Source organism: Erythrobacter ani (assembly GCF_019204025.1).
GTDB lineage: Bacteria > Pseudomonadota > Alphaproteobacteria > Sphingomonadales > Sphingomonadaceae > Erythrobacter > Erythrobacter ani.
The window spans coordinates 1-24,175 of sequence record NZ_JAGSPB010000004.1 but is presented as its reverse complement, the minus strand read 5'-3'; the positions used below and the strand labels follow the sequence as shown (position 1 = coordinate 24,175).

General features: G+C 55.1%; 16 protein-coding genes and 1 pseudogene. 12 read left to right on the top strand and 5 right to left on the bottom strand.

Annotation, left to right across the window (positions count from 1 at the left end):
• The 6 genes and pseudogenes from KCG45_RS15320 to KCG45_RS15295 form a co-directional block, all read left to right on the top strand.
• A partial coding sequence (locus KCG45_RS15320; RefSeq protein WP_218318091.1) for a hypothetical protein occupies nt 1-381 on the top strand: 381 nt, incomplete at its 5' end.
• A 526-nt stretch (nt 382-907) separates the two neighbouring features.
• Nucleotides 908-3,106, top strand: a complete 2,199-nt coding sequence (locus KCG45_RS15315) for a type I secretion system permease/ATPase (RefSeq protein WP_218318090.1) — start codon at nt 908-910, stop codon at nt 3,104-3,106.
• Nucleotides 3,103-4,602: an HlyD family type I secretion periplasmic adaptor subunit gene (locus KCG45_RS15310; RefSeq protein ID WP_218318089.1), complete on the top strand. Its 1,500-nt coding sequence runs from the start codon at nt 3,103-3,105 to the stop codon at nt 4,600-4,602. Before KCG45_RS15315 ends, KCG45_RS15310 begins: the two co-directional genes overlap by 4 nt.
• Before the next feature lie 170 nt (nt 4,603-4,772).
• A complete protein-coding gene (locus tag KCG45_RS15305) occupies nt 4,773-5,099 on the top strand; it encodes a hypothetical protein (RefSeq protein WP_218318088.1) in 327 nt (108 codons plus the stop codon).
• A complete protein-coding gene (locus KCG45_RS15300; RefSeq protein WP_218318087.1) occupies nt 5,096-9,871 on the top strand; it encodes an SPM autocatalytic domain-containing protein in 4,776 nt (1,591 codons plus the stop codon). The genes KCG45_RS15305 and KCG45_RS15300 overlap by 4 nt, the downstream gene beginning before the upstream one ends.
• A 60-nt stretch (nt 9,872-9,931) precedes the next feature.
• A pseudogene (locus KCG45_RS15295) lies at nt 9,932-10,653 on the top strand (IS6 family transposase).
• 191 nt (nt 10,654-10,844) lie between these two features.
• Here the strand turns inward: KCG45_RS15295 and KCG45_RS15290 are convergent.
• A complete protein-coding gene (locus KCG45_RS15290) occupies nt 10,845-11,462 on the bottom strand; it encodes an SOS response-associated peptidase (RefSeq protein ID WP_218318092.1) in 618 nt (205 codons plus the stop codon).
• A 76-nt stretch (nt 11,463-11,538) separates the two neighbouring features.
• Here KCG45_RS15290 and KCG45_RS15285 point away from each other — a divergent pair, with 76 nt between their 5' ends.
• Nucleotides 11,539-11,871 (top strand): hypothetical protein, encoded by a 333-nt coding sequence (locus KCG45_RS15285; RefSeq protein ID WP_218318086.1) that lies wholly within the window; start codon nt 11,539-11,541, stop codon nt 11,869-11,871.
• A gap of 370 nt (nt 11,872-12,241) precedes the next feature.
• On the opposite strand, the gene KCG45_RS15280 is transcribed toward KCG45_RS15285, so the two are convergent.
• Both KCG45_RS15280 and KCG45_RS15275 read right to left on the bottom strand, forming a co-directional pair.
• Nucleotides 12,242-12,445, bottom strand: a complete 204-nt coding sequence (locus tag KCG45_RS15280) for a DUF6961 family protein (RefSeq protein ID WP_218318085.1) — start codon at nt 12,443-12,445, stop codon at nt 12,242-12,244.
• Nucleotides 12,442-12,726: an excalibur calcium-binding domain-containing protein gene (locus KCG45_RS15275; RefSeq protein WP_255548286.1), complete on the bottom strand. Its 285-nt coding sequence runs from the start codon at nt 12,724-12,726 to the stop codon at nt 12,442-12,444. The genes KCG45_RS15280 and KCG45_RS15275 overlap by 4 nt, the downstream gene beginning before the upstream one ends.
• 808 nt (nt 12,727-13,534) lie before the next feature.
• Here KCG45_RS15275 and KCG45_RS15270 point away from each other — a divergent pair.
• The 3 genes from KCG45_RS15270 to KCG45_RS15260 all read left to right on the top strand — a co-directional run bounded on the left by KCG45_RS15270 (nt 13,535) and on the right by KCG45_RS15260 (nt 15,924).
• Nucleotides 13,535-13,678, top strand: a complete 144-nt coding sequence (locus tag KCG45_RS15270) for a hypothetical protein (RefSeq protein WP_218318083.1) — start codon at nt 13,535-13,537, stop codon at nt 13,676-13,678.
• A 627-nt stretch (nt 13,679-14,305) separates the two neighbouring features.
• A complete protein-coding gene (locus KCG45_RS15265) occupies nt 14,306-15,013 on the top strand; it encodes a DNA helicase (RefSeq protein ID WP_218318082.1) in 708 nt (235 codons plus the stop codon).
• A gap of 182 nt (nt 15,014-15,195) precedes the next feature.
• Complete coding sequence (locus KCG45_RS15260; RefSeq protein WP_218318081.1) at nt 15,196-15,924, top strand: hypothetical protein; 729 nt, start codon at nt 15,196-15,198, stop codon at nt 15,922-15,924.
• A gap of 650 nt (nt 15,925-16,574) precedes the next feature.
• Here KCG45_RS15260 and KCG45_RS15635 read toward each other — a convergent pair.
• Nucleotides 16,575-17,510, bottom strand: coding sequence for an IS1595 family transposase (locus KCG45_RS15635; RefSeq protein WP_218318080.1), 936 nt, complete (start codon nt 17,508-17,510; stop codon nt 16,575-16,577).
• Nucleotides 17,507-18,463 carry a transposase gene (locus KCG45_RS15250; RefSeq protein WP_218318079.1) on the bottom strand — a complete coding sequence of 319 codons (957 nt, stop codon included), beginning with the start codon at nt 18,461-18,463 and terminating at the stop codon, nt 17,507-17,509. Before KCG45_RS15250 ends, KCG45_RS15635 begins: the two co-directional genes overlap by 4 nt.
• A 796-nt stretch (nt 18,464-19,259) precedes the next feature.
• Here KCG45_RS15250 and KCG45_RS15245 point away from each other — a divergent pair.
• Together KCG45_RS15245 and KCG45_RS15240 are read left to right on the top strand one after the other, a co-directional pair.
• Nucleotides 19,260-19,616, top strand: a complete 357-nt coding sequence (locus KCG45_RS15245; RefSeq protein ID WP_218318078.1) for a hypothetical protein — start codon at nt 19,260-19,262, stop codon at nt 19,614-19,616.
• Nucleotides 19,617-20,197: 581 nt separating this feature from the next.
• The coding region (locus KCG45_RS15240; protein ID WP_218318077.1) for an Ig-like domain-containing protein at nt 20,198-24,175 on the top strand (3,978 nt) is incomplete at its 3' end.

Below are 24,175 nucleotides of genomic sequence, written 5' to 3'. Positions count from 1 at the left end.
CGCGACGAAGATCTCGATGCAGGGAGCTTCATGTGGGATTTCCACAGATCGCTTAGGACTGAAGAGTTGCCGGACGGCGAAACAGTGATCAGCGTGACGCTTGACGATGTCGAGAAACACGGACGTTGGTGGCTCATAGCTGAAGCAGGCGAAGTGGACCTGTGCACCGATGATCCCGGTAAAGAAGTGGATATCTATCTGCATTCCAAGATCGCTGAGATTGCAGAAATATGGATGGGCGATGTCGATGTGAGAGATGCCATTTCTCAGAACGGCCTGAAGGCGACTGGCTCACAGCATCTGCTACGTACCATTGCGAGCTGGTTCCCGCAGTCACGTTATTCGAATGTCCGCCCGAAGAGAATGCTGGAAGGAAGCTAGACGTCGGATCTCCACCACAACTTGGCCACGGAGTTGCGGCTCAATGTGGGCCGTAAGCGGACTGTCCGCTTACGGCTCCCGGACGCAGGAAAGCTGTCGTTCAGCTAACGCCCCATTTGCGTACCTTCCGAATGAGCTTTTTGGCGCTGAAAGCGGGCGTAACAGATTGAGCCAAGGCATAGTGTGACTTAGCTAAAATGACTGTATCGCCTATTCAAAGAAGGGCGCGGAATGGAAACTCGTTTCAGTTAACTGGGCATAACAGAATTGAATTTCTGTTCACAACGGTACGGGGATAAATCTAGACATAGCGCCGGAGGCCCTAATAAGCGGATCAACCTGATTTATACGTTAAGTATTCTCGTGCTTGAAAGACTTATCGCGCATCTTCGAATGCCGATTTTGCAGGCGTCTCGGCATTTTTTCGGCGAATTGGATGTGGACTGGTGACATTGTCCGATAATTGATTACTAAAACAAGTGAGAATCGAAAGTAATAACGAGTCTTCGGGGGTCGGGTCGACACGATGGAAGCGACTAGCACAGGTCAGACGTCTGAGCGCGCGGATAGCGCACTTGCTGCATTTATAATCCTCGCACAGTTTCTGGACGTTCCCGCAGAACCTTCGCAGATCCATCATGATCGCGGACAGGGCGATCGTCCGTATACGTTCGACGATCTCGTGCGGATCGCGAAGAAGCTGGGGCTGCTTGCGCGGCGCAAGCGCATACGATTTTTTGATCTAGCCAAACACCCGCTTCCGGCCCTGGCGCGACTACAAGATGGCGGTACGGCGATTCTGCTCAAGATTGACGAAAGTGCCGATTCCGGTGATCGTTACATGGTGCTGCTGCCGGATCGGCACCGGCCCGAAGTCTGGAGCCAGGAGCGCCTTGAGCAGGAGCTCATTATTGAGCGCGGTCGGATCGACATGCTATTGATGACGAGCCGCGAGCGGATTGCGGGCGAGAAGCGCGCGTTCGACATCTCTTGGTTCATCCCAGCATTGGTCAAGCATCGCCGGGCTTTGCGCGATGTGCTGGTCGGTAGCTTCTTCCTGCAGGTCGTGGGTCTCGCGACCCCGATCTTCTTTCAGCTGGTGATCGACAAGGTCTTGGTGCATCGGTCAATGACCACGCTCGAAGTGCTTGCTGTGGGCTTGGCGACCGTATTGATTTTTGAGACGCTGCTGTCGGCGCTGCGCCAATGGCTGTTTGCTCACACTTCGAACCGGGTTGATGCGGAGCTTTCCGCATCGCTGTTTCGGCATCTCGTCGCGCTACCGCTTTCTTACTTCGAAGCTCGGCGCGTAGGCGATAGCGTAGCACGGGTGCGAGAGTTGGAGAACATCCGCAATTTTCTCACCTCCAACGCGGTCACGCTAGTCATCGATCTGTTCTTTACCGTCGTCTTTTTCGCGGTGATGTACCTGTATTCCCCGATGCTGACGCTTGTCGTAGCGCTAACGATCCCTCTTTACATGGCGATTTCGGTGTCCATCACGCCTCCATTGCGTGCCCGCCTCGACGAGAAGTTCAAGCGCGGAGCGGAAAATCAGGCCTTTTTGGTGGAGACCGTCACCGGCATTGGAACGCTCAAATCGATGGCGGTCGAACCGCGTATGCGCGATCGCTGGGAGAAGCAGTTTGCGGGCTATATCCAGACCGGATGGGACGTAACGGTACTGTCAAATTGGGGCAGTCATTTGATCCAGCTTGTCAGCAAGCTAACGACCGTGGCGATCTTGTTCTTCGGCGCGCAGGCGGTGATTGATGGAACGCTTACAGTGGGTGCGCTGGTCGCCTTTAACATGCTGGCCGGGCGCGTCGCGCAGCCGATCCTCCGGCTTTCGCAACTATGGCAGGACTTCCAGCAGGTGCGTATCTCGGTTGATCGGTTGGGCGATATCCTAAACGCTCCCGCCGAGCCCGAGCACAATCCCAATCGCGCCAGTCTCCCGCCGATTAAAGGTCGCGTGGAGTTCGACAAGGTGCGGTTCCGTTACCGTCCCGATGCGCCCGAAGCTCTGCGCGGTGTGAGCCTCAGCATTGATGCTGGCGAGATGCTCGGTATTGTTGGCCCTTCGGGTTCGGGCAAATCAACGCTGACCAAACTGGTGCAACGGCTCTACGTACCTGAACAGGGGCGCGTGCTGGTCGATGGCACCGATCTCGCGCTGGTCGATCCCGCCTGGCTCAGGCGGCAAGTCGGCGTGGTGCTTCAAGAGAATATCCTATTCAACCGCACGGTTCGCGAGAACATTGCGCTGGCGAACCCCACCATAGCTATGGACAAAGTCTTCGCCGCTGCCGAGTTGGCGGGTGCGCATAAGTTTATTCTCGAGCTGCCTCATGGCTACGACACGGTGATCGAAGAGCGCGGTGCGAACCTGTCGGGTGGACAGCGTCAGCGCCTTGCGATTGCGCGGGCGCTCATTACCAATCCACGTATCCTGATCCTCGATGAGGCGACCAGCGCGCTAGATGCCGAAAGTGAGGAGATCATACAGACGAATCTCGGCCGAATCGCGCAAGGGCGCACAGTGATTATCATCGCACACCGCTTGTCGGCGGTCCGCCCTTGCAACCGCATCATTACAGTGGAAGCGGGCGGGATTACCGAGGTGGGCACCCACCATGAACTTCTGCAGGCGGGCGGTCGCTATGCCCAGCTCCACGCCAAGCAAACCGGCATGAGCGATCCGCGCGAGGTACAGCCTGCATGAACGCCGTTGCCGACCGCTTTCCGACCATGTCCAGGCACGCGAGCGTGCTGCGCGAGAGCTGGCGCAACCAGAATGCAGCCGATCAAGCGTTCAAGCCAAAAGAGGGCTTGGAATTCCTGCCCGCCGCGCTCGAGATCATGGAGAAGCCCGCCAGCCCTGGCCTGCGATGGCTGATGCTGCTTACGTGCATGTTGTTCGTCCTGGCGCTGATCTGGGCAATCGTGGGCAAGGTGGACGTGGTTGCAACCGCTTCGGGAAAGACCGTGCCGGGTGGGAACGTCAAGATCGTCCAACCGATCGAAATCGGTGCTGTCAGGGCGATCCATGTGCGCAATGGCGAGTTCGTGGAAGCCGGCGACCTGCTTATTGAACTCGACCCGACGCTTGCCAGTGCGGACGAGGCGCAAAGTCAACATTCGCTTCTCTCGGCAAGGGTGATTCAGTCGCGCAACGATGCGCTGCTCGCGCATCTCGAAGGTCGTCCCTCACGGTTCGTGGCACCTGAAGGCACGCCCCAGCGCATAATTCAGACCGAACAGGCTTTCGTAAGCAATGCGATCGCGCAATATGAAGCTGAGCGCGCGGCGCTGTTGCAGCAGCGCGCGGAAGTGCGCGCCGATCTCGCGGGCGCAAAAGCTGAGATCGCCAAGCTTGACGAGGCGCTGCCTTACATCGACCGGCAATTCAATGCCCGCGCGGAGCTTGCCGAGAAAGGGTTCTTTGCGAAGCTTGAGCTGCTCGAGTACGAGCAGCTGCGCGCTGAGCATTTGCGCAATATCGAAGTGCAGCAGGCCAACCGAATGCGCGCAGAGGCTTCGATCGGGCGGCTTGAGGCCGAATTGCGCAGCCTAAGGGCAGGCTTTGGCAAGACCGCGATGACCGATCTCGCCGAGGCGAACGAGCGCGCTGGAATGGCGAGCGAGGAACTGCGCAAGACCGAGCGCCGCCGCCGCTATCAGGAACTGCGCAGTCCGGTGAATGGCGTAGTCCAGCAGCTCGCGGTCAGCACGGTCGGCGGCGTGGTGCAGCCCGCGCAAGCCTTGATGGTGGTCGTCCCATGTACCTCGGGCGATATGGCGAACGCGGCCAGTTGCAATAGCGGCATCACGGTTGAGGCGCTCATCCAGAACAAGGACATCGGGTTCGTGGGCGTGGGCGACCGAGTCGCGGTCAAACTCGAGGCGTTCAACTTCACCGATTACGGACTTATCGAAGGCAAGGTCGCCAATATCAGCCGCGATGCCATCGACCAGAGCCAGCAACCCACCGGCAACACGCGCGATGAGAGCGGTCGCCCGGTCCAGCCTGGCCTTGTCTACGCCGCTAAAATCGATCTCGCCTGCGGTCCGGACGATCCCGCACGCCATGCTCTTTGCGACCAAGTGCAGCCGGGCATGTCGGTGCAAGCGGAAATTAAAACCGGAAAGCGGCGAATTATTCAGTATCTCCTGTCACCCATTAGCCGGGCGGTAAGTGAAGCGGGACGGGAAAGGTGATGTATCAAGCCGACCTGCTCTTGTGGGAATGGAGCTTGGAAACATTGAGATACAATATGAGCATCTCGCAGATTTCAAAGGGCGAAAGCATAGACCCTTTCGGTTTGCGAATAGCACCTGATGCAATTGGCAATCGAGTGTCTCAAGTCTCCAAACAAGGACAGTGACTGATGATAAAACTGACATACCCTCGCCCTACCCATTCGCTCGACGAAATTCGCCCGCTCTTCGACGAGTTCAGGCGGACGCATCCAGACACGTTTCGAGAATGGTATGCCGAATGGGAATACAGCTACACCTCGGGCACTCCGGATCGTCCCAAAAAAGACCCCACAGAGGAAAATCCCACAATGATTAAAGTTGCGAAAACAGTCTATGCGTTCTTGTCTACACGGACCGAACACGAAGACTTCGCTGATCTTGGCGCTGGTTTCGATAGCTTTCAAAGTCTTATGCATGAAATTGTCCGCTCTGATTTGAAGGGAGAAAGGTCATGACCGTTAATTATCTCGATACCAACAGCCTGATCCATGCACTTGAAGCAGGTCTGCCCCCCGGCTGGAGCGAAGGTGACCCAATCCCGCCGGAGGCGTTTCGGTATCTTGAAGACTTGATATCAGGTAATAATCGGTCCGTCACAAATAGCGTAATTCTTGAAGAGATTAGACTAGGGAATGATAGCCAGAGTCAGGCTCTAAGAAACTGGATCGAATCCAAAATAGGCAACGGGATAGAGCTTGACCGGATGGATCAATCCATCGTGGACCACTACTTCGATAATGTCGGGAAAGATCGCGGCGAGCGATCCCTCGCAGAAAGAACCGCCAAGAATCCAGAATTCACCACTGATATTGGAAATCAAAGATTTATCTCAGACGAAACTCTGCCAAACAAACAGTGGTTTGAAGACCTTGGATATGGCGAAGGCAATCACAGGAATAATCCGGGCGTTTTTGAGGAGCTCTGGGACCAAAATGGTCGACTTGATGCGGACTATGCGCACGCGGCTCAATATGTCCGCGATCACATGCGGTATTCCCAAACCAATTATCCGGTATCTGATCCGTTAAAGGCGGGAAATCGAACTTTCGGTAGACCTTTAGGCAGTGGGAACTTTCAATGGGGGGATGGCCTGAGGGCGCTCGGGGCCGATGAAAGCGGGGCTTTGGCACTTCCTCATGGTGCAACGTGGGACAGTCTGAGCGACTTTGTCAAAGCCAACAAGCTTGTGCTTGCCGGGGAATTTGTCGGCTTCGCCGCTCTCGGGCTTGATGTAGGTTTGACACAGCCAAGATTCGCCGATGCACTAGCCAGAGGAGATTTGGTCGAAGCCGACGAAATTCTGGGTGGTCTTATTGGGCGCGCGTTCGGAGGCTTTTTCGCCGGGGTTGTCGCCGGCGGAGCAGGAGGAAGCGCATTTGGTCTTCCGGGGACCATTCTGGGGGCTATTCTTGGCGGTATTATAGGAGCGATAGGCGGTGACCAAGTTGGTAAGTGGCTGCTTGGTGGCTTAAGCGAGCATGGGATCAGCTTGGCTGGCTTACTTGATGATCTGTCAGCGCTGTTTCGCGATGTTTTGGGTGATCCCCTTGTTCTCGATCTCGACGGGGATGGGATTGAGCTCACGTCGCTCGATACCAGCGCTACCTTCTTCGATCTGGACAATGATGGCTTTGCAGAAAGGACCGGTTGGTTGAGCGCTGACGATGGATTTCTCGTGCATGACGAAAATGGAAACGGCCAAGTGGACGGCGTTCATGAGTTGTTCGGAGATGCCAATACCGATGCCTTTGATGTCCTGCCCTCGATTGACAGTAATTTAGACGGTGTGATCGATGCGCGTGACAGCGCGTTTTCCAATCTGTTCGTCTGGCGAGATTTCAATTCGGATGGAGTGTCCATGGCGACGGAGCTTTTCACGCTCGAGCAGGCAGGTATCGAAAGTGTAAGCTTGGCGTATACTGCAAGTGGCAATGAGGTGGCGGGCAACGTCATCGCGCGGACCGGCACTTTTACAAGGCTCGACGGCACGAGCCGCGCCACAGGCAGCGTCAACTTTGCTCTCGACGATCAAGAACCACACACTCCGATCCCAGATCAAGCGAATGTCGACGATCTGATCGTACTTCCTAATCTTCCCGGCTTCACCGGCGTGCCGGATTTGAGAACAGCGATGGACAGCGATGCGGTTCTCAAATCCATGGTTCAAGATTTGACTACCGGTAACAAGCTTTTTGAGAGGTTCTCCGATTTCGAACCTGAGTTCATCAATGTGCTTTATAGGTGGGCAGGCATCGACGCGTCCGCGCCTCCCGGTCAAGATGAACTGCCGCATAGTTTGCAATTCCTGTCCGCCTACATGGGCCGCCCTTTCGACGATCTAAATACTGGAGAGGCAGCAGAGGTACAGACCGAAGTCTGGCCACAGCTTGTTCAAGGGCTTGCGATTCCCTTTCTCTTTCAAGCTGCCCGAAACCCATCCTACGAGCCGTTCCTTCAGCTCACGCGAGACATCGCCTCTCTCGATCCGACCAGTAACACTTACATCAGCGATGCCAGCATTTTAGCGGAGAATGCGGCGCAGGCGAGGGAAGCGATATCCCCTGCATATAGTTACTTGGAAAGATTTACCGGCTTGTCGCTAAATCCCGAAACTGGACAGTTAACGGGGAACTTTGCAGCGTTCGTACAAAACTTTACTGCCGACCAGCCAGATTTCAGAGTTTATAGTGTCTCAACAGCCAGTAGCGGCGGCGGCGGTGGTGGCGGCGGCGGTGGTGGCGGTGGTGGCGGTGGTGGTGCTATTTCGAAAGCGACTATGACTCTCCCTCCAGAAGAAACGCTCGAATTCTTGGAGGAAATCAACCCTTGGAGTGTTTGGTTCATGCAGGAAGGGCGGCTTCTCCTGTCCATCGGAGCTGCGGCCGGACTTTCTGAAGAAACGATCCTCGACCTTGCAGGGTGGAGCTGGCTCTCTTCCGACTTGAGCGAGCACGATGGCACGGAGAACGATGACGTGCTCGCATTCACAACGACGATGATTGAAACTGATAACTCGCAGATGCCGTATGTCTCGACCAAACGTCAAAGGATTTATGGATATGAGGGAAATGACGAAATTATCGCCAACGATGGCAATGACGCGCTTATTGGCGGGGAGGGTAACGATCTACTCAAAGGAGGCTCAGGCAACGACGACTATATCTATGGTGATGGCGATGGCCTAGATCGAATTCTCGACGAAAGTGGGGAAGGTGATACCATTTTCTTTGCCGCTGGCCTAAGCAGCAGTGACCTTCAAGTTCTCCGATTGGGCGGAACCGACGATCTCCAGATCCATTTTGGAGATCCCGCATCCGGAATTATTTTGCAGGATCAATGGTCGACATCGGCTTCAGCTGTCGAGGAATTCATTTTCGTCGGCGAAACTCCGATTTTTGCGGGAGATATCGCGAGCATCTATCTTGCCACCCTGAGCACTGAAAATGATGACACTATTGTCGGAAGCTGGGCCGGTGAGCGCATTGTCGGACTTGGCGGCAATGATAATCTATCAGGAGGGAGCGGAGACGACGTCATCAAGGGCGGTTTTGGCAACGACTACTTATATGGCAACAACGGCCGCGATACTCTCCTTGGCAATAGCGGCGACGACAGCATTGAGGCTGGATCCGGCAACGACACGCTGATCGGCGGTGCGGGCGATGATTATCTGGTCGGTTGGAGCGGCGATGACACTTACGTCTTCAACCTGGGCGATGGCAACGACACGATCACAGATGGCTGGCTCGGCAGTTCGGGGGGCAACGACACGCTTGCGTTCGGCGCCGGGATCGCGCTCGAGGACCTCGTCGTCGCAAGCGATACCGCCGATCACCTGTTGATCTCGATCGCGGGCACCAGTGATAGCGTATTGATCCGGAACACGCTGACCAGCAGCCGGACGCGGATCGAGCAGGTCCAGCTGGCCGATGGCACGATCCTCACTCATGCCGATTTGGTCGCGATGTCGTTCACCGACAATGACGGCGATAACACCTTCTATGGAAGTTATAACAGCGAGACCATTGATGGCGGCACGGGCGACGACAGCATTGAGGCTGGATCCGGCAACGACACGCTGATCGGCGGTGCGGGCGATGATTATCTGGTCGGTTGGAGCGGCGATGACACTTACGTCTTCAACCTGGGCGATGGCAACGACACGATCACAGATGGCTGGCTCGGCAGTTCGGGGGGCAACGACACGCTTGCGTTCGGCGCCGGGATCGCGCTCGAGGACCTCGTCGTCGCAAGCGATACCGCCGATCACCTGTTGATCTCGATCGCGGGCACCAGTGATAGCGTATTGATCCGGAACACGCTGACCAGCAGCCGGACGCGGATCGAGCAGGTCCAGCTGGCCGATGGCACGATCCTCACTCATGCCGATTTGGTCGCGATGTCGTTCACCGACAATGACGGCGATAACACCTTCTATGGAAGTTATAACAGCGAGACCATTGATGGCGGCACGGGCGACGACAGCATTGAGGCTGGATCCGGCAACGACACGCTGATCGGCGGTGCGGGCGATGATTATCTGGTCGGTTGGAGCGGCGATGACACTTACGTCTTCAACCTGGGCGATGGCAACGACACGATCACAGATGGCTGGCTCGGCAGTTCGGGGGGCAACGACACGCTTGCGTTCGGCGCCGGGATCGCGCTCGAGGACCTCGTCGTCGCAAGCGATACCGCCGATCACCTGTTGATCTCGATCGCGGGCACCAGTGATAGCGTATTGATCCGGAACACGCTGACCAGCAGCCGGACGCGGATCGAGCAGGTCCAGCTGGCCGATGGCACGATCCTCACTCATGCCGATTTGGTCGCGATGTCGCAGAACTCGAGCATGCTGGCGAGTGAAACTGTGAATGATAGGGCTCAGTCTTTGGTCAAAGCAGATGGAGTAGCTGAGGCTGAATTGCCCGTCTTGCTGCAAAGGGATGTGCCATCTCGCTTTCCTGAACATGAAGTCGCTAATTCTAGGCATCTTGTTGAAAGCCAAATAGCTTGGAGTTGGCCGCAAGAATACGTGGAAGAAGCAGATACAATACTTGAATCAGGCAATGTAACCAATGGGTCGAGCCTTCAAGACGACCAGGACATAAGTAGAAAGCTTGCCATGATCCGTCAGGATATGGCGACTTTCGGGGCGAGCTCGGCGCCTCAGTTCGATCAGTTTGGGCAAAGATCATATAAAATAATGGAGATTTTTGCCGCATAGAACTTAGGGCCTTGTCAGACTAACGTGGCAGGGGAGCGAGGTCGCTGCTGGCCGAGCGGTATGAGCCGCAAATCGAGAGCAAAACCAGACAGTCCGTTCAAGCGCTTCAATTCCTCACCCGAAGTCATTCGTCTTGTGGTTATGATGTACGTCCGCTTTCCGCTGATTTGCGGAATGTTGAGGATCTTCTCGCGGAACGAGGGATCGACATCTGTCATGAGACGGTACGGTTCTGGTGGAACAGATTTGGTCCCATGTTCGCAGCGAACATCAAACGGCAGAGGATCAACCGCATGCGTGGGTTTAGGCAGTGGCGCTGGCACCTCGATGAGATGTTCGTAAAGATCAATGGAGAGACGCACTACCTCTGGAGAGCGGTCGACCAAGAGGGAGAAGTTCTTGAGAGCTACGTTACCAAAAAGCGCGACAAGAAGGCCGCTCTGAGTTTCATGAAGAAGGCGCTGAAGACCCACGGACCCGTCGAGGCCATCACAACTGGCGGCCTGCCTTCCTACAAGGCTGCCATGAGCGAACTTGGAAACCAGGATCGCCAAGAGATCGGCCGATGGGCTAATAATCGGGTAGAGAACTCACACTTTCCCTTCCGACGACGAGAACGAGTGATGCAGCGCTTCCGGAGGATGAAGCCTCTGCAAAAGTTCGCTTCCGTTCACGCCAACCTCCACAACCACTTCAACTCCGATCGCCACCTCACCGATAGACAAACCTACATGACCACCCGCTCCGCCGCTCTGGCGGAGTGGCAAAATCTCATGGCTTGATCGTAGGCGCGGGTAGGGTGCTCTTTGTCTTGCGGAGACGAGTTCGCGTGAGACTGACAGCACCGAAGAGCAGCTTTCGGAAAGAGTGACGAGAAATCGGCCAAGCAATAGAAAAGTGCTAGTCAATCGCGGCTGGACTGACGGATCATGCTGTCTGGAATCTTCAATATCCTCCCTGCCTCGTGCCCCGCTCAGGTCTCGCCAGTATGCCGATGCCAAGCATCATCGGTCTGCGCTATCTCAAAGTCGCCGGAACAGGGCCTGCACAGCTCCCGAGCGTCTTCAGACGCGCCATGTGTCCAGATCTCGCGCTCATCTGGGGCAAGTATCACCGGCATCCGGTTGTGCACCTCAGAGATATTGTCGGCGGCATCCGTCATCACCATGGAATAGCATAGCCCAAACTCGTCGCTATCGCGCCAGATGCCACCGACAGTGAACAGTTCGGCGTCCGGAAGGCTCAGCCACGTGCGCGTCTTCGCACCCCTAGCTCCTTCCGCTTCGGCCCAGGCTGTCAGCGGGATCAGGCAGCGCCGTTCCTCGAAACTGTACTTCCACATGAAGCTATCAAGCTTTTCCGATCGGGTGTTGTTCACCGGCTTGGGTTTAAGCGGCTTCCCGGTCTTCTTGCTCTTCAAGGTGAGGGGGAAGCCCCATGTCATTTGTCGCAACTCGCCCCCTGCAATCACGATGCCTGGATAGCCGGGATAGACTTCCGAACCGATGTTGACGGAGCCGAGTTCGTTGACGGTCGAGAACCAGCGCGCCACCTCGTCGGGGCTCTTCGTCATGCGGTACAGATTGCACATGCTGCCCACAGACCGATCCAAAGCACGAGAGTCAAACAGGCTGGAACATTATGGGAACATATGATTAAGGAGGTGCATGGTCCGACGCACCCGATCCAAAGCGAAAACGATTGAAGCCTGTTTCCCGATCCGTGTGCGCGTTACCTTTGGACCTCGAACGCTTCCTGGAACTTTAGAAGCGATTGAGCGCTGGGCGGTCGAGACACTTGGCCGGGGCAGGGTGGCCACGCTGGCAAGCTCCACAACAGACACGGCCGAGAGAACGCTCTATTTCCGATCTCTCACCGAGGCGGCGCAGTGCTTTGCCTACTTCGACGAATTGCAACTGCAGGACTACGTAAGCCAAACGACGCTCGAGAATGAGCCAGCCGATCGCGGCGTGTTTAGCGACCTGCGCAAATCGATATGAGAAAGCCAGTCCCCAACAGCCAGTCGTACTCTCCATTCTTCGGCAACACTAAAGAAAAAATGAAGGTTGGGGCAGTTGGAAAAGATGCGAGTTAGCCTTCATCATCAAAGAGGGGCGCTCATGGACGATGAAAATATTTGGTTGTAACTGCTTGCGATAGGGATAATCTTCGGCCTGTGCTTTATGCTGACAGCGATTGCATGGCTTTTGCGAGGGTACTTTTGAAAACCAAGAAAGGAACCGCATTCTTCAGATTGCGTTTCCTTTCTTGTTTTTCAATCACACCATCACCCGTTGCCGTTGTTCGAACTAGCGTGGTGTAAGTCGAGGCATAACCCACAATCGACAACCAGCCAGTGCCTAAGATAGGCTAGTTTTGGCTCACCGCGACTTCGCTATCGCCGGAAATTTCCTTGAAGCGCTCGCCCACCTTCTTCCAAAGATCAGCGCCCGCGTCCTCGCCCCTCGCGAGAAGCTCGTCTTGCTTTTGGGTAATGTAGAGCCAGCCGCCAGCGCCGTGGTGCTTTTCGGCCCACAAGGCCATCGCCCAAAGCTCTTTGTCTCGGTTAATCATTCGCAGGCTTTTCCGTCGCCATCGCGATCAAGGTGACTACCATAACCCTGTTGCCCTCGATAGATCGGTGCCGCTCCCGCCCGACGTGCAGCTGCGCAATTGGGATAATAGGTCTTCCCATCGGCAGGCCGCTTAACAACCTTTCCGGCGTCTGGGCCTCTATGGCAATGCCGCCCTCCATTCTTGCGATCATTGTGGCAGCCGTCTGCTGCAAGTCCGCCCGGATGGGCACCAGCGCTGGACGTAAGGACGAATGAGGATAAGCATAGCGCGAAGCTCATGATCCACGCAGCAAGCAGCGCCGCGAACTCGATGCGAGCGCCAATTGCGCTTTGCTTATCGTGATCAGCCTGTCCCCTCATTAGCAAGTGTGCCCTCTCCAATAATGATCCCACCTTGCGGCCCAGCCGCGCGCTACCATTACGCAGTTTAGATCACCGCCCCTTGGTGAAACACACCATGCCGCAGTTCGCGAGCCACCTGCCGAACCGTCGGACACGCAGCGCATCGTCGGCCCTTTGACGAGGATATGGCCATGCTGACCCACTCCCTGCGCAGTGCCCACCAGGCTCACTAGTCCATCGCGTGCTTGGGTAGCGCTAGCAGAGGGGCAGGGGTGACCGGGACTGCATGACCCGTCCAATTCGCGTGCTGCGATGCCGGCCAGCCGGACGCGCGGACCTTCCTCGCACCATATCGGCCCATCGCCATCCCATACATGGGTGGGAGTGCACTCGAATGTTTGTCCTGCTGGAAAGACTGAGGGAAAAAGACCAAAGATTAGCATCGGAAGCGCGTGACCCATTCTTGATGTAACCCAAGGATAGCGCAGATAGGGTTACCTGACCGTTTCTCCTCCGTAGGAATAGAGTCAGTGAGCGCTATGACTGTGCGCTGAAGGGGCGGCGCGCTCAGATACTTTCGGTCAACTATCAGCTCCGACACGATTAACCCGGAGTACGGCTCTGGAGTAGTTCGGGGGAAGCTCTCTGAACAAGGCCCTTACCCGCAGCCCTTCAGTTATTCTGAAGCTTACAGGCCCCTTGTCTTTGTAGACAGTGCCCAGGAATCGGAAACAGGGGGCGCGGTTTGGAACTGGAAACCAAGAAGACCGGGGCAGCGGTGATCGCTGCTATCGTTTTACTGTCGTATCTGAACGCTTTATCGGTCATCTTCCAAGCGAGCGAAGAGGCGCAAGCGGCACCAGAAGCAAGCCTTGCTGTAGCCGAGTAGTGCTGCTCTGGATTTTTTCCTGCTTAACTATCGGACCCTGAGGGTCCCAGAGTTGTACAACCCCGCCTTTCTTCTCGCACCTGCAACAGTGTTGGACCATAAAGCCCTTGCGACCCGAAGGGCCTTGATTCGAATTTGGCCCGACATCACTAGGCCCCGCCATCGTGCGGGGTCTTTTTTGGTGAGCGGGTCTCCACCCTGCGCCTTACAAACGAGGAGCTTACTTCTGGCGTTGCCTATGGGGCCGACACCATGACTCGTGTGTCCGATTTCAGGTGACACATCGCAGCAACGAAATAACCGAGAGTGGGTGGGAAGCGGACTGTCTGCTCACTGCGCCCACGAACATGAAAGCAGGCGACTCGCGATCGTTTCAGTGATTGACGCTATGGATGCCTTCGTGGGCGCGCTAATGAAAGTCAGTTCAGCCTTAGGTGCCAGGATATGCACAAGCGACCTATTGCTCGGTCGCGAGGCGCACGATAGAATTCTCTTCGGCTAACCCAAGCCTCCTCCCTCCACCTGGGGAAGCACTGTTCGTGTAGGGTATTGATAGTCTTTGGAAAACCGTTCGAGCATGCGTATAAGGAGGGGTTGCGTTTCCGGCTCAAAAACGGAGACACCATAATGAAACTATCTTCACCGATTTATCAGCTTAAGCACCGTGCGAAATCGATGGCACGAGAAGAGGGCATCCCGCTTCACAAGGCGCAAGACCGCATCGCGCAGATGGAGGGATTTGCGACTTGGAGCTTGCTCTCTTCAAAGGCAGCAACCAGCTTGGTCACCGACGTGCTTGGTCAGGTGGAGAGCGGCGATCTTGTTTTGCTCGCTGCGCGCCCTGGTCACGGCAAGACAATCGTCGGGCTTCAAGCACTACTTGATGCGCGGCGGGAGAACAGGCGCTCGTTTTTCTTTACGTTAGACATGACTGAGAATGAGGCCAGAGACCGCCTCACCGACATGAGCAACTTAGAGCTAGCCAAATCGATAGATGTCGAAACCTCTGATGAGATCGATGCCGACTTCATCATCGCAGCGTTGGCCGAAGCCGCTCCACGAACGATCGCTGTTGTAGATTATCTACAATTGTTGGACGCATGCCGAGACAAGCCGGAACTTGCAGAGCAGATCGATAAATTGCGACTGTTTGCAGCGAGCAAACAAATCGTTTTGATTTTTCTATCTCAGATCGACCGCTCATTCGATCCTACACAACGCAAAATGCCAAGTTTAGCCGACATTCGTCTCCCCAATCCAGTTCCCATCGAGGCCTTTGATAGACGGTTTTACTTGCACGATGGTGAGATGCGCGTCGAGCATCGCGCAGCCTAATTTTCACGACTGCGGACGTCCGGCGTAGTGGCTGGATGTCCGCTTTTCGGACTTCGGCAGAGCGTGGGAAAGGCCGAAACTAGGGTCGGAAGCAGTTTGTCCGACAATGGGTGGTTTCGCGACCGTCCGCTTTTGAAACGAACAGCGGGAAAGCAGACGCGTCCAAACCTAAAACGTCATGGATGCAAACGACCCCGTTTGCTGCCACGAGCCTCAGTGCTATCTCAAAGCGGATGATAAAGCGTCTTTTGCCACTACCGGCTTGCCTCGCACTTTTTGGTGCGCTCAGTGGGTGTTCGAAACCCATCAACGTCGTGATACCGGAAGGCGAGATGCTCAGCGTGATGGTTGGACCCGCGACTTTTCAAGTCCCATTCGAGTACGAACCGTATATCGGTGAGATGGTAGCGCGAGATCTCTATCAAAAAAAGCTATTGGGCGTTGGGACTCAAGCTGATCCCATAGTTGCGCAAAGCGTATCGATAACGGTCGTTGATGATGGATTGTCTGGCTTGAGCTTAAGCATTCTCGAAACCAGCGATCTTGTGCCGTTTGAGGAACAGCCCGTACCCCTCGATTTCAGTAAGTTTGAGTCTCTCAAAGTTCGCGGACCAACACCCGGGCCCGATGATCCAAACTCGATATATAGAGAGTACAATTTTTCTGCGCAGGCTGAATTCAGCGACGGCCAAATGAAGCACATGCCCTTTGCTTGCCGAAGCAGTGACGATTTCGAGCCAGGCCCAGATAGTCCGATATTCGGCTGCTATATCAGCTTTTCGATTAGCAATGAGCTTGGATTATCGATGCGTGTCGATCCGGGCGACGATCTGGCAAAACTCGGAGAGTTGATACGGGTTGCGATGAAGACCATGGCCTCAATGCAGCATGGCAACGAAGTTCCCGGGTGACTCACCTAGGCGTTCATGAAAGCCAATACCTTGGTCCGTACACGTTTCTCCCGACTGTACGACATTTCGAGTTAGCTAGAAATGTGTCCGCTTTTGGCGATCAAAGTGCCCGATGGTTGTGACCGCAATTGGGGCAAAGCGGTCGTTCGAAATACAAACCTTATGCGTCTCATATGAAGTTAGAATTCCAATAAAAATCAGATGGTTGCGTCGTTCAATCAAGATCGAGTGGGGCTATTTGCGGGCTTTCTTCTCAAGCCAAGAGAAAATAGCAAAATATTTCGGCATCTTACGCCGTCAGTGCGATGCCTATTCTGATGCTAGGGCTTTAAGTGGTTGAAGTATAATAGAAAATGGACTAAATGCGATTCCCTCTTGAGCACGACGAAATCGGCATCGATCTCTCCCAGCACTCTGAGAATGCGTAAGGGCCTGCGAGTGAAGTCAGTCCCGATAGCTTTCTGAATATTGTAATTCACGATTTTTATTTCAGTACGTGCCATTTCGGCAGTCTGTTTCGGTTTGAATCAGGTCAACCATCGGTCGGGTCGGGTTTTCCAATACCCTGGAGTGGAACAGGCCCTGCCACCATTTATCATGACTAAGTCGCTCACTCTCTGTCGAAGGTGCCACCATGTCCTTTGCCGGATCTATGCCTTAAAACTGGAATCCAAACTCCTCCAATCGAAGCGTTTAATCAATGCAAGTTGGGTTTCTTCATTAATAGGTGGAAAATGACTGCAGAGTTGCTCGAAACAAGACGTCGTTTCAGACCGTAAATTGAATCGGCATTCGAATTCCGCAAGAAAGAGCCAAAGATTATGCTCCCCAACTTGGCTGTAGCTCTTAAGATTACGCTTTAGGGCTGACCAGCAGCATTCAATGGGATTGGTCGTATGACCATGAAAATCGTGGAACGCGCGACTATGATTGATGCGAATGTGCTCCCAACCTTTATCTCCAAGGGCTCGATAGCTGCCGTAGCTATCAGTAATTATCCGCGATCCGGGCAAAACTAGGCGCTCGATATTATCGACTAACGAGCGCCTTTTCCTGTCTGCGACAATTCCCATCAAAAGCTGCCCATCGCACCTAAGGCCTTGGACAAAAGCCCCTTTTCGTCGGCTTGACTGGAGGTCGACGATCCGTCTGAGATATACTTCATCGACGTAAACTGTCTTGCCCTTTCCACCCAGCTTTGATGCGCGGTTATATGCGGACATGTGCAATCGCACTCTGTTGCAAAGCCTATGCGCGCTCTTTACCCCGATCCCGAGTTGTTTGCGGATGAAGCTTGATCGCATACCGTATGCAGAATTACAGAACAGTAGGAGTGCATAAAAGAATGCAATGAGCGACAGATTCGAGCGGTAGATAACTGTATCCTTGAGCGGCGAAAACTGAAGGTTGCAGCTATGACGATATTTCTTGCTATTGCGAACGGGGAACCATTGTCCAAGCTCGCCACATCCAGGGCACGGAGAGTGGTTTCCCCATTTTGCGCTAACGATTTGTTCGAGACATGCTTGCTCGTCTGAAAAGCTTTCGAAAAATTGGCTGATGCTTGTTCCCTTTACAGCAGTCATCGCGAATGCCAGGTGGCAAGCTCAGTAGCTCTTTCATTGCCCAGCATAGGGAATGCACCAATCATTTCCCAAAAAATTCGATGCGATTTGGATCGGCGATTGAAACGAAATTCGAACTCCTTCAGGTAAAGCCAAAGATTTGCCTGGGAAACGCACTTGTGCTGCCCCTTTAATGATTGCATTGAATAGTTCAGGAACGATTGAATGGCATTTTCAGCATTGGGTTTGTCAATATAGTATGTCGGAAGATATTCGATACCAGAATCTCGGAACCCATAGTGCGTGTAAGCCCGATAAGTTTGATAGCAGGTTGTAAATGGGATCATGCTGCTCATGGTCTTATCTCTCATTAAGCGCCGCAAATCTGGTCGGCGTGGACGAGTGACGACTGTTGCATCCACGCGATCTCCATTGCTGAGAAAGCAAACCGTCGCGTTTCTGTTTCTTCTGCGATTGATCGAACGAACAACTCGCCACCTGTCCAACCTGATTTCAATTCGCTTATCGACCGGGTCAATTAGCGTTCCAGTATCGATGGCGGCGAGATGCAAGCGAATGCGCTTTAGCATTCGAACCGCAGCCGTGCTCCCGATGCCTAGGTGCCGCTCAAGAAAAAGCGCGTTTACGCCTTGGGCGGAGTTAGAGACGTGAAGCATTGCGTAAAACCAGAGCGAGAGCGGCAATTTCGTCGCATGAAATATGGTGTGCGCCAAGGGAGAAATGGCGTCGCCGCAAACAGCCTGGAAGTATCGCTTAGTGGAGCGCCGATAAAAACGCTTTGCTTGTCCACAACATCGGCAAATCGGCATGTGCCCAAACCGCGTTTCCAAAACGTATTTTAAACAGCTAGATTCACTTGGAAACCGCGCGAAGACTGATTGGAGGCTGGTCCCGCGATATCCGGGACGATCAGACAAGTAATCGTGTGATGGATAACCCAAATCAAACGGCAATCGCGCCTTCTCCCGGATACTTCTTCCGACGGGAGAGCCTAGCGGATCCTTGACTCAAAAACGAGGCGCAAAGATTGACACGCTGCTATTATTCATGGCTCGGGGTGGATTTTCGAAGCCTCGATTAGCTCTCGCAATATGAGTTCGAGAAGCGTTTCAAGCTCCATACACAATTTCGCTGGAACTACCCGCGCTGGAGGACCGTTTTCCGTCTGGCGTGAGCTTGCTAGGTTTTCGAGAATGGCGGCTACTTCAGAAGCATCGAGAAGTGACAGGCTCTGAGGGAATGACGGCATAGGTATGTCCAGGCTCTCGATCAGGTCGGATCTAAAGATCGAGTAAGGCGGCAAAGGCAACGACGAACGTGCCAATGTAGAAAACTAAAATTAGGTCAGTCTCCCACCAAACTCCTGCGCGTGCTTCATCACTCGCAATACCAAATCGGGCCAGTATCCAAGATCGTAGTGCTTTGAGCCAGCGTGATTGGTGCATAGCTAAACGCTTACACACGAATTACGAAAAAATACAAGCTAGGTCCTCGCCCTGGTTGCTTGTCGCTTATCCTTCGCTGGCAGAGATTTTTCCAAAGATCTGAGGTCATGATCTATTGGCGTCTTGATTCTCCTCGCCGTCACCGGGCCATCAACACGAAGCAAAGCGTGGGCAAGGATCACGTGCGAACACTAGTTATTTGAGAACCTCATTTCGCTCAAGCACTACTTTCAGATCGGCAACTTTTAGTTATGGATCGAGAAGGCCATCGAGCTCTAAGACTATCACGGCAAGCACGAATGCCTTGGCATTATTATATGATCCGATGTTCAAATTTGGCAAGCATTTCCCCATCAGGCAACGAAAAGGGCTCGCCAAAAAGAATGCGATCATCGCCGCTTGCTGCATTGCAGCGGAGCGGCTCGGGCTGGAACCAGAAATTGAGCTTTTTGACCCGCTAATCTGCGCGGCGAATTCTGCTGAGCGCTCCGACTTTTTCGCAGCAATTAATTTCATATACAGCCAAGGTGTGCTAGAACACCTAAAAATAATGATTGCAGGAGTGCTGGGAACGACGGTGCCGGTGTCTGCTCCTGTCTTGAGGGTAAAATATTGGTCGGGATCGCGACAAAAAAAGGGCTTGGCTCACAGGCGCATATAATACCGCTTGAACCACGTATGATGTTCGATGCAGCAGGCGTTGCAACGGTTGCTGCAATCGACGTGGGTGGTTCCGATTTTTCCGGCATCAAGTATGCATACGATAGCGCAGCTATTGCGCCAATCGCAGTCGACAGCCGCGGGGATGTTTCGCGCGCGATTGGCGTTTCGGGTCTGCAGGCGATTAATAGGCCAATTGCCGACCTAGACATTTCATCAAGCACAGATCTCTCAGCAGAGCTGGTGTCTGATGAAGCGTCCGGTCGCGTAGGGCCGGCGCTGATAAGAGGTGACGCGGACATTGCTCGTGCTACCTCTGGGCGTGATGCTCTCGGGGTGCTCACCTCGGGGTATCCTCGCAGCTATGCAGCTCCAGAGGTCATCGCACCGGTGGATGTTTTTCGGTCTTCGAGCTTTGGTTGGCTGCAGGGTCGAATCGCTGCGGGGGAATATCGCAGCGCCTTAAGCACGAGTGTATTGGCTCTCTCGGTGCCAGATGACGGTTTTGCGTACGGGCGGTCGCAACCACTAGAGATCGCTGGTTTAGATCATGAGGTCGCAGCCTTCGATCCGAGTGAGGCGTTGCTCCTTGGGTCTCGCGCCGAAGCTGGGAATGAGTTCATCTTCATCGATACCAGCGTTGATAGTTATCAGGAGTTGGTCGAAACTTGGGACGGTCGCGGCACGATCGTCTTGATCGATGGGAGCGCCGACGGGGTCGAGCAAGTCCTTGCCGCGTTGGTGGGTGAGACCAATATCGGCGCGATCCACATTGTCAGCCACGGCGAGGAAGGGTTGTTCTGGCTCGGCGATACGCTGGTAGATAGCGATGCGTTGACCGGTGAGCTCGCAGAGGCATTCGCGGCGATCGGCTCCAAGCTCGCGAGTGACGGCGACATTCTTATATATGGCTGCGAAGTCGGCAAAGGCGGCGCGGGGCAGGAACTGCTCGATAATCTCGCAGCAATTACGGGTGCGGACATCGCTGCGTCGATCGATGACACCGGAACGATCCTGCGCGGCGGTGACTGGACGCTGGAAAGTCGGTTGGGCGTGGTTGAGGCCGAGGCGCTAACGGCTGATAACTGGTACGGCCTGCTGATGCCGACGACGATTTCGGCGCCCGACGATTCCCTCACCGTGCGCGACGAGAACGGCAACGTCCTCGCCCAAGGTTCGGCCGGTTTTACCGCCTTCGGACGGTTCTCACCTACGGTTCCGCAGGGTGGCACCGCGACGTGGGATAATGTCGGTGCGCTCAGCGGCCAGTCAATAAGCCTGCGTGCGACCGTGGTCAGCCTTTCCGCTGGGGACAGCATCCGCTTCGAGCGTCCCGGCGTGGTTAGTGATGACCCGACTTTCGCAGTGTTTGCAGGCGGGCCGACGAACCAAAACGCCCAGATTGAAATACTTTGGGAGGTGTTTTTTACTGACACAGGCGCCCCAGCCCAAATCGATATCGATTTTACCGTTGCTGACCTCGATGGCTCGGGCAACGTTCCTCGCAGCCGTGAATTCGTGGTTGTAGACACAGACACATTGTCCTCGTTCCAAGCTGCTAACGGTTCGAACGTACTGTTTGATACTTCGGTCCCGGGCGAAATTACTGCATCGGGTACCCAGAACGAAGGCGGAGGAGTGCCTTCAGCTGCTCGCTTCAGCTGGCTCGAAACAAATAGCTGGACGATTACTTACAACCTTGTGCCGACCGCTGCCTCGAACGCAGTCTTTTCTCACGATGGCGATGCTGATCTCAATCTTGGCGGCGGGGGGGTCACGGTCTCGATACCACGCCTTGATCTCGACGACGATGACAGTACGATTGGCGGCTCTGGTTATCTTGGATCTTTTGTCGAGAACGGCGGGGCTGTTAGCATAGTCGATAGCGATGTCGAAGTTACCAACCCCAACGGAACAGTGCGCGGCGCAACGATAGTCTTGACAAACGCGCAGGCGGGCGACGAATTGTTAGTAAATGGTTCAACCGCCGCTTCGGGATCACTGAGCGGTGCATTGAACTACACGCGAACTGCCACAGAAGTCGTGATTACTGGCAGCGGGAATGCGGCGGCGTACGAAGCTGCACTTCAGGCAATCACATTTCAGTCGCTCGGTGAGCGCCCAAGCGAAATCGACCGCACTATCGAAATCGGTTTCGAGAACGCTTCACTTTCGTCGAATATCGCGGTCTCGACTATTCAGGTGATCGAGGTGAACGACCCGCCAACTGCAGTCAACGAAACCCAGCAGTCCACGAACGAGGACACACCGATCACCAACATCGACGTGCTTGGCAACGATTTCGATGGTGACGGCGATAGCCTTACGGTCATTAGCGCGAGTGCCAACGATGGCACAGTCACGATAAATCCCGACGGCAGCTTAAACTTCACGCCGGATCCCAATTTCAATGGAAACGACGCGATCTCCTACACGATCAGCGATGGTCGGGGTGGCACCTCGTCCGCGATCGTCCCGATTGTGGTCAATGCGGTAAACGATCAGCCGACGACGGTCGGCAGCCTGCCATCCCAATCCAACCAGGATGCGCAGGCGGGAATTTTCGTCGATGTGTCGGGCGGTTTCACCGACGTTGAAGATGCGAACCTGACTTTTGCGGCCAGCAATCTTCCCGCCGGCCTCTCAATCGATCCGAGCACCGGCTTCATCACCGGCACGATTGACAATTCCGCGAGCCAGGGCGGGGCGGGCGGTCTCTACACCGTAGCTATCACCGCGACCGATTCCGGCGGTCTTTCAGCCACGCAGGACTTCACCTGGACCGTTACCAACCCTCCTCCCGAGGCCAATAATGATGGCGGCGCAGGGGTTGAAGACACCCCGATTACGGTCAATGTCATCGGCAATGATTTCGATCCCGATGGCGATACGATCAATGTCATTTCGGCAAGCGCGATTAACGGCACGGTCGTCATCAATTCCGACAATACGCTGACCTACACGCCGAACCTGAATTTCAACGGGTCGGATGTCATCACCTATACGATCAGCGACGGCGAAGGTGGCACCGACACTGCTGTGTTCAGTATTTTCGTGAATGCGCAGAACGACCCGCCAGCGGCAGTAGGCTCGCTTCCGCCGCAAGCTAACCAGGATGCCGATAGCGGGGTCAGCGTTGCTACAGCTGGCGGGTTCGACGATATCGATGGGCCATCGGCAACCTATAACGCGATCGGATTGCCGCCAGGTCTATCGATTAATAGCGCCACGGGCGAGATCAGCGGAACAATCGACAGCTCCGCGAGCCAGGGCGGTTCAGGCGGTGTCTATTCCGTGACGGTCACACTCAATGATGGTGCCGGGGGCATGGCAAGCCAGAGCTTCAGCTGGACGGTGACCAACCCGCCGCCAGTTGCTGTCAACGATACGGTAAACACCATCGAAGACACGCCGGTCAATATCGATGTGCTCGCGAACGACACCGATCCCGATGGCGATACGATCAGCGTGATTGCGGCGAGCGCCGCCAGCGGCACGGTCGTGATCGAGGCGGATGGAACGCTGACCTATACGCCGAACAACAACTTCAACGGCACAGATACCATCAACTATCAGATCAGCGATGGCGAAGGCGGGACTTCGACCGCTCAGGTGACGGTGACGGTGACGCCTGACAATGACCCGCCGACAACTGTCGGTACGCTGCCGGCGCAGAACAGCGAGGATGCGGCCGCGGGCATTTCGGTCGCAACCGCAGGCGGCTTTGCCGATGTCGACGATGCAGGCCTGAGCTACAGCGCCACAGGCTTGCCGCCGGGTCTCTCGATTAACCCCTCAACTGGCGAGATCACAGGCACCATAGACAACTCCGCGAGCGAAGGCGGCGCCGGCGGCGTCTACGACGTGGTTGTGACCGCCGCCGATGCGGGCGGATTAATGGCGATACAAGGTTTCACTTGGACGGTCACAAACCCGGCGCCCATCGCGGCAAACGACACGGTCGGCACGAATGAAGATGTGGCCGTCAATATCGATGTGCTGGCAAACGACGCCGATCCCGATGGCGATACGATCAGCGTGATTGCGGCGAGCGCCGCCAGCGGCACGGTCGTGATCGAGGCGGATGGAACGCTGACCTACACGCCCGATCCCGACTTTAATGGCACCGACACGATCACGTACACGATCAGCGATGGCGAAGGCGGGACTTCGATGGCGACCGTCGCCGTCACAGTCGATCCGGTGAACGACGATCCGGTTCCGACACCGATCCCGAGCGAAAACGTGCTGGATGGCGAGGCGGTTTCGGTCTCGGTCGCGGGCAGTTTCAGCGATCCGGAAAACGATCCGCTTTCCTTCGTGGCTACCGGCTTGCCGCCGGGCCTCAGCATCGATCCGGCGAGCGGCCTGATCAGCGGAACGATCACGTCCGATGCGAGCCAGAGCGGTACAGGCGGCGTTTACACCGCCACCATTACTGTAAGCGATGGCAATGGCGGCACCGCCACCGAGACGATTACATTCAGCGTGACCAACCCGCCGCCGGTTGCTGCGAACGACACGGCGACCACGGATGAGGACGTGGCCGTCAACATCGAC

Bases quoted from the DNA above. Each gene is read 5' to 3' on its own strand.
- KCG45_RS15260 (WP_218318081.1), top strand. From the start codon at position 15,196: ATGCAAACGACCCCGTTTGCTGCCACGAGCCTCAGTGCTATCTCAAAG.
- KCG45_RS15280 (WP_218318085.1), bottom strand. From the start codon at position 12,445: ATGATTAACCGAGACAAAGAGCTTTGGGCGATGGCCTTGTGGGCCGAA.
- KCG45_RS15635 (WP_218318080.1), bottom strand. From the start codon at position 17,510: ATGACTGCTGTAAAGGGAACAAGCATCAGCCAATTTTTCGAAAGCTTT.
- KCG45_RS15305 (WP_218318088.1), top strand. From the start codon at position 4,773: ATGATAAAACTGACATACCCTCGCCCTACCCATTCGCTCGACGAAATT.
- KCG45_RS15275 (WP_255548286.1), bottom strand. From the start codon at position 12,726: ATGAGCTTCGCGCTATGCTTATCCTCATTCGTCCTTACGTCCAGCGCT.
- KCG45_RS15285 (WP_218318086.1), top strand. From the start codon at position 11,539: ATGGTCCGACGCACCCGATCCAAAGCGAAAACGATTGAAGCCTGTTTC.
- KCG45_RS15300 (WP_218318087.1), top strand. From the start codon at position 5,096: ATGACCGTTAATTATCTCGATACCAACAGCCTGATCCATGCACTTGAA.
- KCG45_RS15265 (WP_218318082.1), top strand. From the start codon at position 14,306: ATGAAACTATCTTCACCGATTTATCAGCTTAAGCACCGTGCGAAATCG.
- KCG45_RS15315 (WP_218318090.1), top strand. From the start codon at position 908: ATGGAAGCGACTAGCACAGGTCAGACGTCTGAGCGCGCGGATAGCGCA.
- KCG45_RS15290 (WP_218318092.1), bottom strand. From the start codon at position 11,462: ATGTGCAATCTGTACCGCATGACGAAGAGCCCCGACGAGGTGGCGCGC.
- KCG45_RS15310 (WP_218318089.1), top strand. From the start codon at position 3,103: ATGAACGCCGTTGCCGACCGCTTTCCGACCATGTCCAGGCACGCGAGC.